Origin of the sequence: Microbacterium sp. DT81.1 (assembly GCF_049844955.1) — a bacterium.
In the GTDB taxonomy this organism is placed as follows: Bacteria; Actinomycetota; Actinomycetes; order Actinomycetales; family Microbacteriaceae; genus Microbacterium.
In genome coordinates this window covers 63,428-77,036 of sequence record NZ_JBNCMA010000008.1, presented here as the reverse complement: position 1 = coordinate 77,036, position 13,609 = coordinate 63,428, and the positions used below count along the sequence as shown (strand labels likewise).

Annotated in this window: 15 protein-coding genes; 10 read left to right on the top strand and 5 right to left on the bottom strand. The window is 68.6% G+C overall.

Going from position 1 to position 13,609, the window contains the following annotated elements; genetic code table 11:
• The first annotated feature begins 81 nt into the window (after window positions 1-81).
• Together ACLQ2Q_RS19570 and ACLQ2Q_RS19565 are read left to right on the top strand one after the other, a co-directional pair.
• On the top strand, window positions 82-480 hold the full coding sequence (locus tag ACLQ2Q_RS19570) for a glucose-6-phosphate dehydrogenase (RefSeq protein WP_425823031.1): 399 nt from the start codon (window positions 82-84) through the stop codon (window positions 478-480).
• A gap of 38 nt (window positions 481-518) precedes the next feature.
• Entirely contained in the window at window positions 519-1,598 is a 1,080-nt protein-coding gene (locus ACLQ2Q_RS19565; protein ID WP_425823029.1) for a DNA glycosylase AlkZ-like family protein, read from the top strand.
• Between the two features lie 18 nt (window positions 1,599-1,616).
• Here ACLQ2Q_RS19565 and ACLQ2Q_RS19560 read toward each other — a convergent pair whose 3' ends face one another.
• Complete coding sequence (locus tag ACLQ2Q_RS19560; RefSeq protein ID WP_425823028.1) at window positions 1,617-2,072, bottom strand: SRPBCC family protein; 456 nt, start codon at window positions 2,070-2,072, stop codon at window positions 1,617-1,619.
• Between the two features lie 201 nt (window positions 2,073-2,273).
• Between ACLQ2Q_RS19560 and ACLQ2Q_RS19555 the strand changes: the two genes are divergently transcribed.
• Window positions 2,274-2,813, top strand: coding sequence for a DUF5655 domain-containing protein (locus tag ACLQ2Q_RS19555; protein WP_425823026.1), 540 nt, complete (start codon window positions 2,274-2,276; stop codon window positions 2,811-2,813).
• Between the two features lie 54 nt (window positions 2,814-2,867).
• Here the strand turns inward: ACLQ2Q_RS19555 and ACLQ2Q_RS19550 are convergent, their stop codons facing one another.
• The 4 genes from ACLQ2Q_RS19550 to ACLQ2Q_RS19535 all read right to left on the bottom strand — a co-directional run bounded on the left by ACLQ2Q_RS19550 (window position 2,868) and on the right by ACLQ2Q_RS19535 (window position 5,241).
• The gene (locus tag ACLQ2Q_RS19550) at window positions 2,868-3,017 is read right to left on the bottom strand and encodes a hypothetical protein (RefSeq protein WP_425823024.1); all 150 of its coding nucleotides are present in this window, start codon (window positions 3,015-3,017) and stop codon (window positions 2,868-2,870) included.
• 98 nt (window positions 3,018-3,115) lie between these two features.
• The gene (locus ACLQ2Q_RS19545; RefSeq protein ID WP_425823022.1) at window positions 3,116-3,286 is read right to left on the bottom strand and encodes a CsbD family protein; all 171 of its coding nucleotides are present in this window, start codon (window positions 3,284-3,286) and stop codon (window positions 3,116-3,118) included.
• Between the two features lie 122 nt (window positions 3,287-3,408).
• The gene (locus ACLQ2Q_RS19540) at window positions 3,409-3,885 is read right to left on the bottom strand and encodes a hypothetical protein (RefSeq protein WP_425823020.1); all 477 of its coding nucleotides are present in this window, start codon (window positions 3,883-3,885) and stop codon (window positions 3,409-3,411) included.
• Window positions 3,886-3,897: 12 nt separating this feature from the next.
• Window positions 3,898-5,241 (bottom strand): Gfo/Idh/MocA family protein, encoded by a 1,344-nt coding sequence (locus ACLQ2Q_RS19535; RefSeq protein ID WP_425823018.1) that lies wholly within the window; start codon window positions 5,239-5,241, stop codon window positions 3,898-3,900.
• 152 nt (window positions 5,242-5,393) lie between these two features.
• Between ACLQ2Q_RS19535 and ACLQ2Q_RS19530 the strand changes: the two genes are divergently transcribed.
• From ACLQ2Q_RS19530 to ACLQ2Q_RS19500, 7 genes are all read left to right on the top strand, one after another.
• Complete coding sequence (locus ACLQ2Q_RS19530) at window positions 5,394-6,401, top strand: LacI family DNA-binding transcriptional regulator (RefSeq protein WP_425823016.1); 1,008 nt, start codon at window positions 5,394-5,396, stop codon at window positions 6,399-6,401.
• 67 nt (window positions 6,402-6,468) lie between these two features.
• Window positions 6,469-8,253 (top strand): ABC transporter ATP-binding protein, encoded by a 1,785-nt coding sequence (locus ACLQ2Q_RS19525; RefSeq protein WP_425823014.1) that lies wholly within the window; start codon window positions 6,469-6,471, stop codon window positions 8,251-8,253.
• A gap of 46 nt (window positions 8,254-8,299) precedes the next feature.
• Window positions 8,300-9,286: a family 43 glycosylhydrolase gene (locus ACLQ2Q_RS19520; protein WP_425823012.1), complete on the top strand. Its 987-nt coding sequence runs from the start codon at window positions 8,300-8,302 to the stop codon at window positions 9,284-9,286.
• 177 nt (window positions 9,287-9,463) lie between these two features.
• Window positions 9,464-10,765 carry an ABC transporter substrate-binding protein gene (locus tag ACLQ2Q_RS19515; protein ID WP_425823010.1) on the top strand — a complete coding sequence of 434 codons (1,302 nt, stop codon included), beginning with the start codon at window positions 9,464-9,466 and terminating at the stop codon, window positions 10,763-10,765.
• A 70-nt stretch (window positions 10,766-10,835) separates the two neighbouring features.
• The gene (locus tag ACLQ2Q_RS19510) at window positions 10,836-11,831 is read left to right on the top strand and encodes a carbohydrate ABC transporter permease (protein WP_425823007.1); all 996 of its coding nucleotides are present in this window, start codon (window positions 10,836-10,838) and stop codon (window positions 11,829-11,831) included.
• A complete protein-coding gene (locus tag ACLQ2Q_RS19505) occupies window positions 11,828-12,757 on the top strand; it encodes a carbohydrate ABC transporter permease (RefSeq protein WP_425823005.1) in 930 nt (309 codons plus the stop codon). The genes ACLQ2Q_RS19510 and ACLQ2Q_RS19505 overlap by 4 nt, the downstream gene beginning before the upstream one ends.
• A gap of 2 nt (window positions 12,758-12,759) precedes the next feature.
• Entirely contained in the window at window positions 12,760-13,605 is an 846-nt protein-coding gene (locus ACLQ2Q_RS19500) for a hypothetical protein (RefSeq protein WP_425823003.1), read from the top strand.
• Window positions 13,606-13,609: the final 4 nt, after the last annotated feature.

The window sequence follows — 13,609 nt, the reverse complement described above, 5'->3', positions numbered from 1 at the left end:
CGCGGCCTGGCCGGAGGATGACCCCGGGTGATGCCCGGCCGGCGCGGGTAGGATTCATGGGGATCCAGGAGGGACACCCCCATGAAGATCACCACGACATCCGATTGGCGTCAGTCGATCGCGTTCGACTCCCCCATGCTCGTCGCCGACCTCGTTCCCGGCGAACCGACGCGCTGCTTCACGTGCGGCACGGCGTCGGAGCTGCGTCCCCGTACCGAGCTGTGGGCGGTGAAGCACCGGCATCCGAACGATCACGCCGGCTACGTCCGGTTCTACTGCCGGCCGCACCTGCCGGCGGTGCAGCAGCACTCGACGCCGACCGCTGCCACGGCGAAGCCAGCGGCCGCTCGCGTCGCGCGACGCGCGCCTGCGCCGCGCAGCGTCGCGTCGAGCGACAGGGTGCGCGCGATGTGCCCGGACTGCTACGTCGAGATCTCGGCGACCGGCGTCTGCGGCATGTGCGGCCGACGCGTGGGCTGAGTCCGCGCCGCGGGGGAGGCGTGCTCTAACCTCGACGGGTGACGCATCGTCTCACACTCGATCAGGCGCGGCGGATCGCCGTGCGTGCGCAGCTGCTGGACGCCGACCGCCCGGGCGACGTTGTGGAGGTCGCCGAGCAGCTGGGCGCCGTCAAGATCGACCCGACTGCCACCATCGCCCCCTGCGAGCACACCGTGCTGTGGTCGAGGATCGGCTGGTCGTACGAGTCGGGGCAGCTGATCAAGGCGGTCGAGATGGACCGGCTGCTCTTCGAGTACGACGGCGCCTTCCGTCCGGCGAGCCTGCTCCCGCTGATGCTGCCGGCGATGCGCGGATGGCCGCGGCGCGAGAGCAGCCGGCAGTGGCTGGAGGCGAACGCCGGATTCCGCGCCGATGTGGTGGCCCGGCTCCGCGCCGAGGGCCCACTGCTCGCGAGCCAGATCCCCGACACCGCGCAGGTCAGCAGGGCCCCCGACGGCTGGTCGGGGTCGAACCAGGTGCCGCACATGCTCGACTTCCTCATGCGGCAGGGCGTGGTCGCCATTTCGGGCCGCGAGAGCCGGCATCGCATCTGGGACCTTGCGGAGCGTGTCTACCCCCGGGATCTCCCGGAGTACGACGAAGACGAGGCTGCGCGGCTGCTCGATGAGAGGAGGCTGCAGGCAGCGGGCATCGCGAAGCAGAAGTCACCCTGGACGCCCGTCGGAGAGGCGGGCGAGCCGGCGACGATCGAGGGGATGCGCACCAAGTGGCGCGTGGATCCGGATGCCGTGGCCGCCCTCGACGAGGACGACGGCGGTCGGGTCGCGTTCCTCAACCCCTACGACGGGATGCTCTTCGACCGTCCGCGGTTGCGGGACGTCTTCGAGTTCGAGTACGTGCTCGAGCAGTTCAAGCCGAAGCCGCAACGGCGGTACGGCTTCTTCGCCCACCCGATCCTGCTGGGCGACCGCTTCGTGGGGATGCTGGATGCCGAGGTCGACAGGGAACGGGAGGTGCTCCGCGTAAATGCGGTGCACGAGTTCCTTCCGTTGGAGCCGGAGGAGGACGAGATGGTGCGCGCGGAGCTCGATGAGCTCGGGGAGTGGCTCGGTGTCAGCGTGGTCGACGCGCGCTGAGCCACCCCCGAAAGTCCGCTAGGCCGGGACGTCTCCGCGCCAGGCGCCCGTCTCGACGCCCTGGGACTCGATGAACTCCTTGAAGTTCTTGAGGTCCTTCTTCACCGCGTGCGAACCCGCACCCACCAGGGAGCCGACCTTCTCGATGAGGCCCTGCGGGTCCCAATCCAGCTGGACGGTGACGCGGGTGGTGGTGTCGCTCAGCTTGTGGAAGGTGACGACGCCGGCGTGCTCGGTCTCGCCGCCCGTGCTGTTCCAGGCGACGCGCTCGTCGGGGTGCTGCTCGGTGATGACGGCGTCGAACTCCCGCTTCTGGCCGCCGACGCTGATCTTCCAGTGGGTGTGCGTGTCATCGATCTGCGTGATCGACTCCACCTCGTCGAGGAACTTCGGGAAGCTCTCGAACTGCGTCCACTGGTTGTATGCCGTGCTCACGGGAACGTCTACGTCGATGGTTTCGATGATCTGCGCCATGGAGTCACTCCTCATTTCGGTTTCGATCGGTACTCCTCCATTCGACCCGATCCCGGAGGCGCCGTGGGAGGGCTTGACATCTCGCCGACAGCCAGTCGTGATCGCACGACGCACCCGGTCGGGAAAGGGGGAAGCAGTCCTGCAGTCGAGGTCGAATGCGCCGTCATGGACATGCTGGAACGACGCTCCTACACTCAGGTCGTGGACGCCGCGACGCAGTCGATGATCGACAATCTGCCCAAGAACACCGGCAAGTCGCTGGAGGAGTGGTACACGGTGCTCAGCCACGCCGGCCTGGAGAAGCACGCCGAGATGGTGGCGTACCTGAAAGGCGGACACGGCGTGAGCCACGGGTACGCGAACGGCATCGTGCTGCAGTACCGGTCAAGGGATGCGGCGACCTCGGACGACGACCTCGTCGATGCCCAGTACGCCGGGCCGAGAGCCGGCCTGCGTCCCCTCTATGAAGCCGTGATCTCGGCCGTGCGGCAGTTCGGCGACGACGTCGACGTGCGTCCGAAGAGGGCCAGTGTCTCGCTCCGTCGCTCCAAGCAGTTCGCTCTTGTGGAGCCGGCGAGCGCCAAGAGGCTTCAGCTGGGGATCAATGTGAGGGGCACAGCGCCCACAGAAAGGCTGAAGGCCGCAACGGGGATGTGCACGCACAACGTTTCTGTGACCTCGATCGACGAGGTGGACGAGGAGCTGCTCAGGTGGCTCAGGAAGGCCTACGAGCTCGCCTGAGTCGAAGCAGGGCTCCCGGCCATGGTCTGATCGGGCGCTGCGGCCCCGCCCGGATCAGGCGGGCGGCGCGTCGGGGTCGAGGGCCTTGAGCATGTCCTCCTCGACCGCGTTGTCTGCCTCCAACTGGTCTTCGGTCGTCTTGTCGCCACCGGTGGGTGCGCCGTCGTTCTCGACGGGTTGGTCGTCTCCTGGATCGCTCGTCATATCCGCAGACTACGCGCCCGGAAAGCCGACGGCACCGAAGAACCTCCCCGACAGCGAAACGGCCGGGACGAGGTCGTCCCGGCCGTTTCGTCGGTGGTTCAGCGGAAGGCATCCTTCACGTCTTCGCCGGCCTTCTTGAGGTTCGCCTCGGTCTGGTCGGCGTTGCCCTCGGCTTCGAGGCGCTCGTTGTCGGTCGCCTTGCCGAGGCCCTCCTTGGCCTTGCCTGTGAGGTCCTGAGCAGCGTTCTTGATCTTGTCGTCTGCACCCATGATGATCTCCTTCACAATGGCCCGCGGCGACTGTGGTGCGCGCGGGTAGAACTCCATCACACCCCTGTGGGCATCGTCAGGGCAAGGGGTTGACGGATGGTCTCAGAGGGGTCCTCTGGCGCTCAGAAAGCGCTCAGCAACTGCGCGATGGGCGGCGGGATGCGCTCCAGCGGCAGGGCGGACGCCAGAAGCTCCGCGTAGCGGCGCTTGTTGCCGCTGCGGCCGCCGAAGAAGCGCGCCAGCTGCTGTTCGGGCGTGCGCTCGCGCTGCGCCGGCTGCTGCTGCAACCGGCGAAACGACTCGAGTTCGCCCTGCTGGGCGATCAGCGACTCGACGCCGTGAATGCCGAGCGCGCGCACGAACTCCCCCTCCAGGTCCGGCTCGCAGACGAACACGGCATCGAGCACACGCTCGAAGTCCCGGCGTTCGGCCGCGTCGACCAGACCGAGCAGCCGGGCCCCCGCAAGATCCTGTGCGGCCCGACGGGCGCCCTTCGACCCCCCGACGGCCACGACAGGAGGCATCGCCAGGCCGAGCCGGGCGCCGAGCGTCTCGACGGCGGCGCGATCGCTCTCCCCCTCGACGACGATGACGATCATGCGAGCCGCCGGCTACAGGGCGACCCCGAGGTCGAGGTCGGCGATCGTGACCGCCTGCCCGGTCTCGAGCGATCGATTGCCGGCGAGCCCGACTGCTACGGACCGAACGCCATCCCGCCATGATGCCGTGTGACCGAGAGGGTCATCGTCCACGCCCTCGAAGAGATCGCGCAGCAGGCGAGCATCGCCCCCGCCGTGCCCGCCCTCCCCCTCCGGGATCGGGACCTCGACGGCGGTCTCCCAGTGCTTCTGCAGCACGAGCCGCTCCGAGATCGGGCGCGTCCGGTCGCTCTCGACGCCTTCGGGCTGCGCGCTCGGATCGATCAGCACCCGTCCGTCTTCGCCCAGGAGCACAGCGCCACGCTCGATGACCGTGAGCTCGGCCCGGCCCTTGGTGCCGTTCACGGAAACGGTGTACCCCTCCCACGGCGAGTGCGCGTTGAGTGAGTACGACATCGAGGCACCGGAGGCGTAATCGACGACGAGGGCCAGGTTGTCCTCGATCGTGATGCCCTCGCCGAAGACGTCCTGGTCGCGCCGGTAGCCGTCGTACTGCTCCTGGTCGTAGTAGAGCGCCTTCATCGACGGCTCGCTCCGCAGGTCGAGGCTGAATGCGTCCTGAAGGGGCGAATCGACGGATCCGCGCTCGGGGCGCTCGCCGAGACCCCGTTCGGCGGCGTTGCGGTCGCCGTAGAACCGCAGGCCGCCCGAGGCGAAGACGCGAGCCGGGACATCGTCGATCCACCAGTTGACCAGGTCGAAGTGGTGCGACGCCTTGTGGATGAGCAGCCCGCCGGAGTTGGTCTTGTCGCGGTGCCAGCGGCGGAAGTAGTCGGCGCCGTGGGCGGTGTCGAGCACCCACTCGAAGTGCACGCTCGTGACGCGCCCGATCTCGCCGGATGCGATGAGGCTCTTCAGCGCGGTGTTGCGCGGCGAGTACCGGTAGTTGAAGGTGACCGTCACCGAGCGTCCGGTGCGCTCCGCCGCCTCGGCGATGCGGCGCACCCCTTCGACGGTGGTGGTCAGCGGCTTCTCGACGATGGCGTCGGCGCCGGCATCCAGTGCCGCGACCACCAAGTCGGCGTGGGTGGCATCCGGGGTCGTGACGATCACGGCGTCGATGCCTTCCGACCGCACTGCCGCCGGCAGCTCGGCCGGATCGAGGACGGCGGGCGCCGCGGCGCCCCTCGCTACGACCAGGTCGCGGGCGAGCGCGGCCCGCCCGGGGTTGGCATCGGCGATCGCGATGAGTTCGGCGAAGGCGGCGTGCGGACCGGCGATCTCCTGCAGGTACATGCGAGCACGGGAGCCCGTTCCCACGAGCGCGTAGCGGCGGCGTGCCGGTTCGTTCGACATCGAGAACTCGTTTCGTCGGGATAGGATCGCGGACGTGAGAAACCGCTTTCCCAGCCTAGGCGCTCGTCCGCGGAGGCGGCAACTCCCGGCCCACGCCCGGCAGCCGCGAGCGGCCGTTCTGCAATCGGGGGCATGATGATCGCAGGAGCACCATGACCAAACGCACAGGCATCCGAGACGTCGCCCGCGAGGCGGGCGTCTCGATCAGCACGGTGTCGAAGGCACTGAACCGGCCCGACGGCGTGAACCCGCAGCTGGTCGCCCGGGTGCGGCTGGCCGCCGACGAGCTCGGCTACGTCCCCCTCGAGGCGGCACGGCAGCTGCGCGTCCGCCGCAGCGGGCTGCTCGGGATGACGGTCATCAACATCGCCAACCCGTTCTTCGCCGAACTGATGGCGGGAGCCGAAGACGCCGTCGCCGTCGCGGGCCTGCGGGTGCTGGTCGGAAACAGTGATGACGACGTCACGAAGGAGCGCGACCACCTCGAACTGTTCGAGCGCGTGCAGGTCGAGGGCGCTCTCGTGACCCCGTTCGGCGACACCGGACCGTGGATCGATCGGCTGCGCGCGCGCGGCATCCCGGTCGTACTCGTCGACACCATGGATGATTCCGGCGCGCTGCCCTCCGTGTCGCTCGACGACATCGCCGGCGGCCGGATGGCGGCGGGACACCTCATCGACATCGGCCGGCGCCGGCTCGCCTTTCTCGGGGCTCGCGAAGAGGTGCGCCAGGTGCGTGAACGCCTCCAAGGCGCCCGCGAAGCGGTCGCGCAGTATCCGGAGGTCACGCTGGATGTCACGTGGTGCGAGCGGACCACCGCGAGGGTGGGCCAGCAGCTGGGTGCCCGCATCGCCGCGCTGGATGCCGCGGAGCGGCCGGACGGCATCATCACGACGAACGACCACATGGGGTGCGGCGTCGTGCACGGACTGGTGAGCGCCGGCGTGCGCGTGCCGGAGGACATCGCTGTGATCGGTTACGACGACATCGAGTTCGCCTCGATCGCTGCTGTGCCGCTGAGCTCCATCCGGCAGCCGGCGCGGGAGATGGGGAAGCGGGCAGGCGAGCTGCTGCTCCGCCACATCGCGGGCGATCTCGACGGTGTCACGCAGGTCGTGTTCCAGCCGGAACTGGTGATCCGCGCATCCACCGTCGGCTGATCCTGCGGCTCTGTCGTTCATCCCGCATTTCGGTCTCGTGCTCCGGAGCGCTCGGTACGATTGTCCCATGAGCGAGAAAGCGTTTACCCGTACCGCGGATGTCGTCGACGGCGCCCATCCCGCGCGGTCGGTGCTGCGCCTGCTCGCCCGGCGTCCCGGCCGGATGACCGTCGCCATCTTCGCGTTCGCCATGAAGGAGATCCCGCTCTGGTTCCTCCCGGTCGTGACCGGCGCGATCATCGACATCGTCGCGGACGGCGGCGCGGTGTCGTCGGTGCTCGTCTGGCTGGGAGTGGCGATCGCGCTGCTGCTGCAGAACTACCCGAACCACATCCTGTACACGCGCAATTTCATGACCGTCGTCCGCGACACCGGAGCCGGCCTGCGCAACGCGCTTGCAGCGCGGCTGCAGAGCCTCTCCATCGGATATCACACGCGTGCGAGTTCGTCGGTCGTGCAGACCAAGGTCGTGCGTGACGTCGAGAACGTCGAGCTGATGCTGCAGCAGGTCACGCATCCGCTGCTGTCGTCGGTGATGGTGCTCACAGGCGCCATCGTGATGACGGCCGTCGTCGTGCCGGAGTTCCTGCCCGTGTACGCGCTCACGGTGCCGTTCGCCCTGCTCCTCCGCTGGGGGATGGCGCGGCGGTCGCGCGCGCGCAACGAGGTGTTCCGGCGTGAGGTGGAGGCGTTCGCCGGACGCGTCGGCGAGATGGCGTCTCTGATCCCCGTCACCCGCGCGCACGGCCTCGAGCAGACGGCGGTGAGCCGCGTCTCGGACGGCGCCGACGAGGTGCGGCGAGCCGGGCTCCACCTCGACATGCTGAACGGGCACGTCGCGTCGATCTCGTGGGTCGGCATGCAGCTGCTCGGTGTCGGATGCCTGGGCCTCGCCGCCGTCTTCTCGCTGACCGGCATCGTGCCGATCACCCCCGGGGAGGTCGTGCTGCTCTCGAGCTACTTCGCCCTGCTCACCCAGGGGCTGACCCAGCTGCTCATGCTCATCCCTGTCGGCGCCCGCGGGCTCGAGTCCGTCCGGTCCATCGCCGAGGTGCTGCAGGAGCCGGACCTCGAGCAGAACGAGGGCAAGCGCCGGGTCGACCGGGTCGCCGGCGAGATCACGCTGCGCTCCGTTTCCCACCGGTACCGGGATTCGGCGGTGGATGCGGTGCACGATGTGTCCTTCGAGATCCGACCGGGTGAGACGGTGGCCTTCGTCGGATCGTCGGGTTCGGGCAAGTCGACGCTGCTGAACCTCGTGCTGGGCTTCGTTCGTCCGACCGCGGGGACGATCCTCCTCGATGGAAGCGACATGCAGGAGCTGGACCTCCGCACGGTGCGCCGATTCGTGTCGGTCGTGCCCCAGGACTCGGTTCTCTTCGAGGGAAGCATCCGAGACAACATCGCGTATGGCCTGCCCCAGCTCGGGGACGAGGCGATCCACCAGGCGCTGCGGGATGCGAACGCGCTCGATGTCGTCGCGTCTCAGCCGGACGGGTGGGACACGATCGTCGGAGAACGCGGCGCGCGGCTCTCGGGCGGCCAGCGCCAGAGGCTGGCGATCGCCCGGGCCCTGGTGCGCAATCCACGCATCCTGCTGCTCGATGAGGCCACGAGCGCGCTGGACCCGGAGTCGGAGCAGCTTGTCAAAGAAGCACTCTCGCGCCTGATGAAGGGCCGCACGACCCTCGTCGTGGCACACCGGCTCTCGACGATCCGCAGTGCGGACCGCATCGTCGTGCTCGAGGGCGGTCGCATCGTGGAGGTCGGCGCACATGACGAGCTGCTGGTACGAGGCGGGCGCTACGCGCACCTGCACGCCACCCAGAACGGCGCGGCGGCGGCGGGATGACCGGCGTGCCTTCACCGCGGCATCCGCGCCACGCCAGCACGACGCCGTGACCGATCGCCGAGTCGCTCCCGGCGAGGTGTACCGCGACCCGGTCTACGACGGCGCGACCGATCCGACGGTGGTCCGCGATGTGGACGGCGGATGGTGGATGTTCTACACGCAGCGCCGGGCGACGCATCCCGATCCCGGCCCGGGCGTCGCGTGGGTGCACGGCAGCCGGATCGGCGTCGCCCGCGGTGAGGACGGGTACTCGTGGTCGTACGCCGGCACCCTCGAGCCCGACACCCTCGAGCCCGGTGACGCGGGCCTGTCGCTGCGCGCCGGCGCCCTCCCCGCGGAGATCGCGGAGACGCACTGGGCGCCCGACGTGGTGCGGGACGACACGGTCGCCGGCGACAGGCCTCGCTGGCGCATGTACCTCACGCAGATCGACGGGATCCCGGACCGGTGGGACGGTCACGACCGGCGGATCATCGAGTACGTCTCGGACGACCTGACGCGCTGGGAGAGGCGCGGGGCGCTCGAGCTCGGCAGCGACCGGGTCATCGACGCGGCGGTCGCGCGCTGTCCCGATGGGAGCTGGCGGCTGTGGTTCAAGGACGAGGCGGCCGCGTCGGTGACGCGCGTGGCGGTCTCCCCCGACCTCGATTCATGGCGCCTCGAGGGCACGGCGATCGGCGGCAGACCGCACGAGGGCCCGTACGTCTTCGCCCTGGGAGGGTGGTGGTGGATGATCACGGACGAGTGGCGCGGAATGGCGGTCCACCGCTCAAGCGATGCGGTGGAGTGGGTACGGCAGGGCGGGCCGGAGAATGTGATCCTCGGCGACTCCGGGCCGCCGGAGCGCGGCATCCAGATCGGTCGCCACGGTTCGGTCGTCGTCACGGAGGACGACGCGCGCCTGTACTACTTCACGCATCCGTGGTGGGACGGATCGGAGCTCGGCACCAGCGAGGACGCCGATTCCAGGCTCAGTGCGGTGCACGTCGCGCGGCTGTCCGTGTGCGACGGCACGCTTCTCTGCGCGCGCTGACCGGCACATTCGGCCGCTCGCGCACCGTTACGCGATTGACTCTTGCGAAACGTTTTCCCGTCGGGTACGGTGATGGGCAAGCGCTTTCCCGTCACCAAGGAACGCCGTCAATCGCACGAAAGAACAACGAACGTTCGCCGGCTCACGACTCGGACGCGGACGTCAGAGAGGACGAAGATGTTCAGCAAGAAGCGGGCCATTGCTGCAATGGCCTTCACGGCGGGAGCCGCACTGGTCTTGGCGGGATGCGCGGGAGGCGACAACGCGGCGGAGCCCGCCGCCACCTTCGATCCGGACGAGGAGGTCACCCTCGACCTCGCCTTCTGGGGCAACGACATCCGCGCCGACCTGTACAACCAGGCGATCGAGGCGTTCAACGAGGAGTACCCGAACATCACGGTCAACTCGACGTTCCTCGCGTTCCCCGAGTTCTGGGAGAAGCGCCAGACCGAGGCGGCCGGCAAGAACCTGCCCGACGTGATGCAGTTCGACTACTCGTACCTGCGTCAGTACTCCCAGAACAATCTGCTGCTCGATCTCGAGCCCTACCTCGGCAACATCATCGACACCGAGCCGCTGCCGGAGAACATCCTCGACATCGGCGTGGTGGACGACAAGACGACCGGCATCGCCACGTCCACCAACGCGTGGGGTCTCTTCACCAACACGAAGCTTCTCGAGACCGCCGGTGTCGAGCAGTTCGAGGGCGGCAGCTGGGAGGACTACACCGAATGGATGGGCGAAGTCACCGACGGCGCCGGCGGGGCGTTCTGGGGCGGCAGCGACTTCACCGGCCGCATCCAGAACTTCGAGCTGCAGCTGCGCGCCGAGGGCAAGGACCTCTTCACCGAGGACGGTGAGCCGGGCTTCGACGAGGAGCGCCTCACCGAGTTCTGGGAGCAGGGCGCACCGATCCGCGAGGACGGCATCGGCATCCCGCAGCAGCGGGTGGAGGAAGTCGTCCCGAAGGGCGCGTTCGACAGCGCGCTGACCGCCAGCGAGCTCACGTGGGACAACTTCGGCGCCGGCTACCTCGCCGGCCTCGGAGCGGAGTACACCGAGCTGGGTCTGATCGAGCCGCCCGTCACGGAGGAAGGCGCGAAGGACCTGTACCTCAAGCCCTCGATGCTCCACTCGATCTCGGCCAACACCGACCACCCCGAGGCAGCGGCGACGCTCGTCAACTTCCTGGTCAACTCGCCGCAGTCCGGTGAGATCTTCGGCACCAACCGCGGCCTCCCGGCCTCCGAGACGGCGCTCGCGGCCGCGGAGCTCGACCCGCTCAGCCAGCAGGTGAAGGACTACGAGGCATCCATCGCCGACCGTCTCGGCGACGCTCCCCCGGTCCCGATCGTGGGCTACGGCACGCTCGAGGAGAAGTTCCGCCAGATCGGCACCGAGCTGAACTTCGGCACCATGACGGTTGACGAGGCCGTGAGCGAGTTCTTCACTGAGATGGACGTCGTCCTAGGCCAGTAGGACACCCGGGGCCCGGGCGGCGACGCCCGGGCCCCGCCCCGAACCTCCACCCAACGTTCAGGAGACCGACGTGAGTACGACAGCGACGAGAGTGATCGTCACCGGGGAAGACTCCTCGCGCAAGAACCTGCTGCGCAGACGGCGCGCAGAAGACGCAGGACGGCCGGGCCTGAAGCGGCGCGAACGCCGGGAGACGCTGACCGGGTACGGGTTCCTTCTCCCGTGGCTGATCGGCTTCATCGGCCTCACCGTCGGCCCGATGCTGTACTCGCTGTACCTGTCCTTCACCCGGTACGACATCTTCTCCGACCCCCGCTGGATCGGCCTGGACAACTACGTCCGCTTGTTCACGGATGACCCCAACTTCATCCAGTCCTCGCAGATCACCCTGATTTACGTGCTGGTCGGCACCCCGATCACCCTCGCCGCAGCGCTGGCTGTGGCGATGCTGCTGAACTTCCGCGACAAGGGCAGCGGGTTCTTCCGCTCCGCGTTCTACGCCCCCTCGCTCATCGGGGCCTCGGTGTCGGTGGCCATCGTGTGGCGGGCGATGTTCTCCGACAACGGGCCGGTCGATAGCTCCCTGAGCCTCTTCGGGATCGACATCGGCGGGTGGGTCGGCAATCCCGACCTCGCGGTGCCGATGATGATCCTGCTGGCGGTGTGGATGTTCGGCGCCACGATGGTGATCTTCCTCGCCGGCCTGAAGCAGATCCCGAAGGAGCTGTACGAGGCGGCGGAGATGGACGGCGCCGGAGCGTTCCACCGGTTCCGGGCGGTCACCCTGCCGATGCTCTCACCGGTGATCTTCTTCAACCTGCTGCTCGGCCTGATCGGCGCCTTCCAGGTGTTCGCGTCGGCATACATCATCTCGAACGGCTCCGGCGGTCCCGCCGGCATGACGAACTACATCACGCTGTACCTCTACAAGCGGGGCTTCTCCGACGGCCAGATGGGCTACGCAGCCGCCATGGCGTGGGTGCTGCTCGTCGTCGTCGCCATCATCGCCTTCATCCTCTTCCGTACCCAGCGCTCCTGGGTGCACTACTCCGGAGACACCCGATGACCACTTCAAGCTTCTCCGAGGCCGCGCTCGTCCAGGTCGAGAACCAGGTCGACCCGGACCCCAAGGAAACCGCACGCCCCCGGAGGGTCAAGCGCAAGACCTGGCAGACCGTGATCTGGCTGGTCGTGCTGCTGGGCGTCACCGCGGTCGTGCTCTACCCGCTGCTGTGGCTGTTCCTGTCCACCTTCAAGCCGAACGGCGAGTTCGGATCGAACATGGGTCTCCTTCCGAACAACCCGACCCTGGAGAACTACGCCAAGGTGTCCGAGGGCATCGCCGGGGTGCCGATGTGGCGGTTCTTCGCGAACTCCCTGCTGATCGCCGTCGTCTCGGTCATCGGCACCGTGTTCTCCTCCGCCCTGGCCGCGTACGCGTTCGCGCGGGTGCACTTCAAGGGCCTCGGCATCCTCTTCGCCGCGATGATCGGCACGCTCCTGCTGCCGTTCCACGTGCTGATCATCCCGCAGTACATCCTGTTCAACCGGCTCGAGCTGGTGGACACGTTCATTCCGCTGCTGCTGCCGAAGTTCCTGGCGACCGAGGCGTTCTTCGTCTTCCTGCTCGTGCAGTTCATCCGCCAGATGCCGCGTGACATGGACGAAGCCGCCCGCATCGACGGCGCGGGTCACCTGCGCATCTTCTGGTCGATCATCCTCCCGCTGATCAAGCCCGCCCTGATCACCTGCGCGATCTTCTCCTTCATCTGGGCATGGAACGACTTCCTCGGGCCACTGCTCTACCTGACGAGTCCGGAGAACTATCCGCTCCCGATCGCGCTGCGCCTCTACAACGACCAGAGCACCACGAGTGACTTCGGAGCCACCGTCACGGCATCCTTCCTCGCCCTCCTTCCCGTGCTCCTCTTCTTCCTGGTCTTCCAGCGCTTCCTCGTCGACGGCGTCGCCACCCAGGGACTCAAGGGCTGACGATGGCCATCGACCGCCGAGAAGCACGCGCCGCCAAGCGCGCGGACCTGTCGGGCAGCGGCCCGACGCTCCACGAGCGTCCGCCGGCGCGCTTCCCCGGGGCGACCGCGAGGTTCGCGCTCCTCGGCGAGGTGCTGCTCATCGGCCTGCTCGTGACGCTCGTCTCGCTGCCGCTCGTAACCTTTCCGGCCGCGCTGGCCGCCGGCATCCGCCACCTGCGCCGCTACATCGCCGCCGAGGCGTCGCCCCTCTTCGCCTTCTGGCGCGACCTGCGGGCCGCGCTCGCCGGGGGGCTCGTGGTCGGCGTGATTGCGCTCGTGCTGACGGCGATCCTGCTGCTGGATGTCGACCTGGCGGACTCCGGACTCCTGCCGGGCGGCGCAGCGATCGCGATCTTCGGCTGGGTCGGCCTCGCCGCCGTCGGCGTGTCGCTGCTCGCGGCCGCAGGCGCCTGGAGCCCGGAGCCCCATAAAGGGCGCGCGTCAGCAAGCCGGGGGTTTGGGGCGGAGCCCCAAACAGGGCGCGCGTCAGCAAGCCGGGGGTTTGGGGCGGAGCCCCATACAGGGCGCGCGTCAGCAAGCCGGGGGTTTGGGGCGGAGCCCCATAAAGGGCGCGCGTCAGCAAGCCGGGGGTTTGGGGCGGAGCCCCATACAGGCTGGCGCGGCGCCGTTCGGTCCGTGCCGCGCACGCTCCGAGGGGACATCCCCGGCACCCTCTACTTCGCCGCCACGGCGGTGTTCGTGGTGGTCCTCACGTGGGCGCTTCCGCCGCTGATCATCCCGGCGCTCGGTTGCGCCGCCCTCGCCGCGGTCGCCATCCCGGCGCGGGCACGGCGCACTCGCGCGTAGTCGC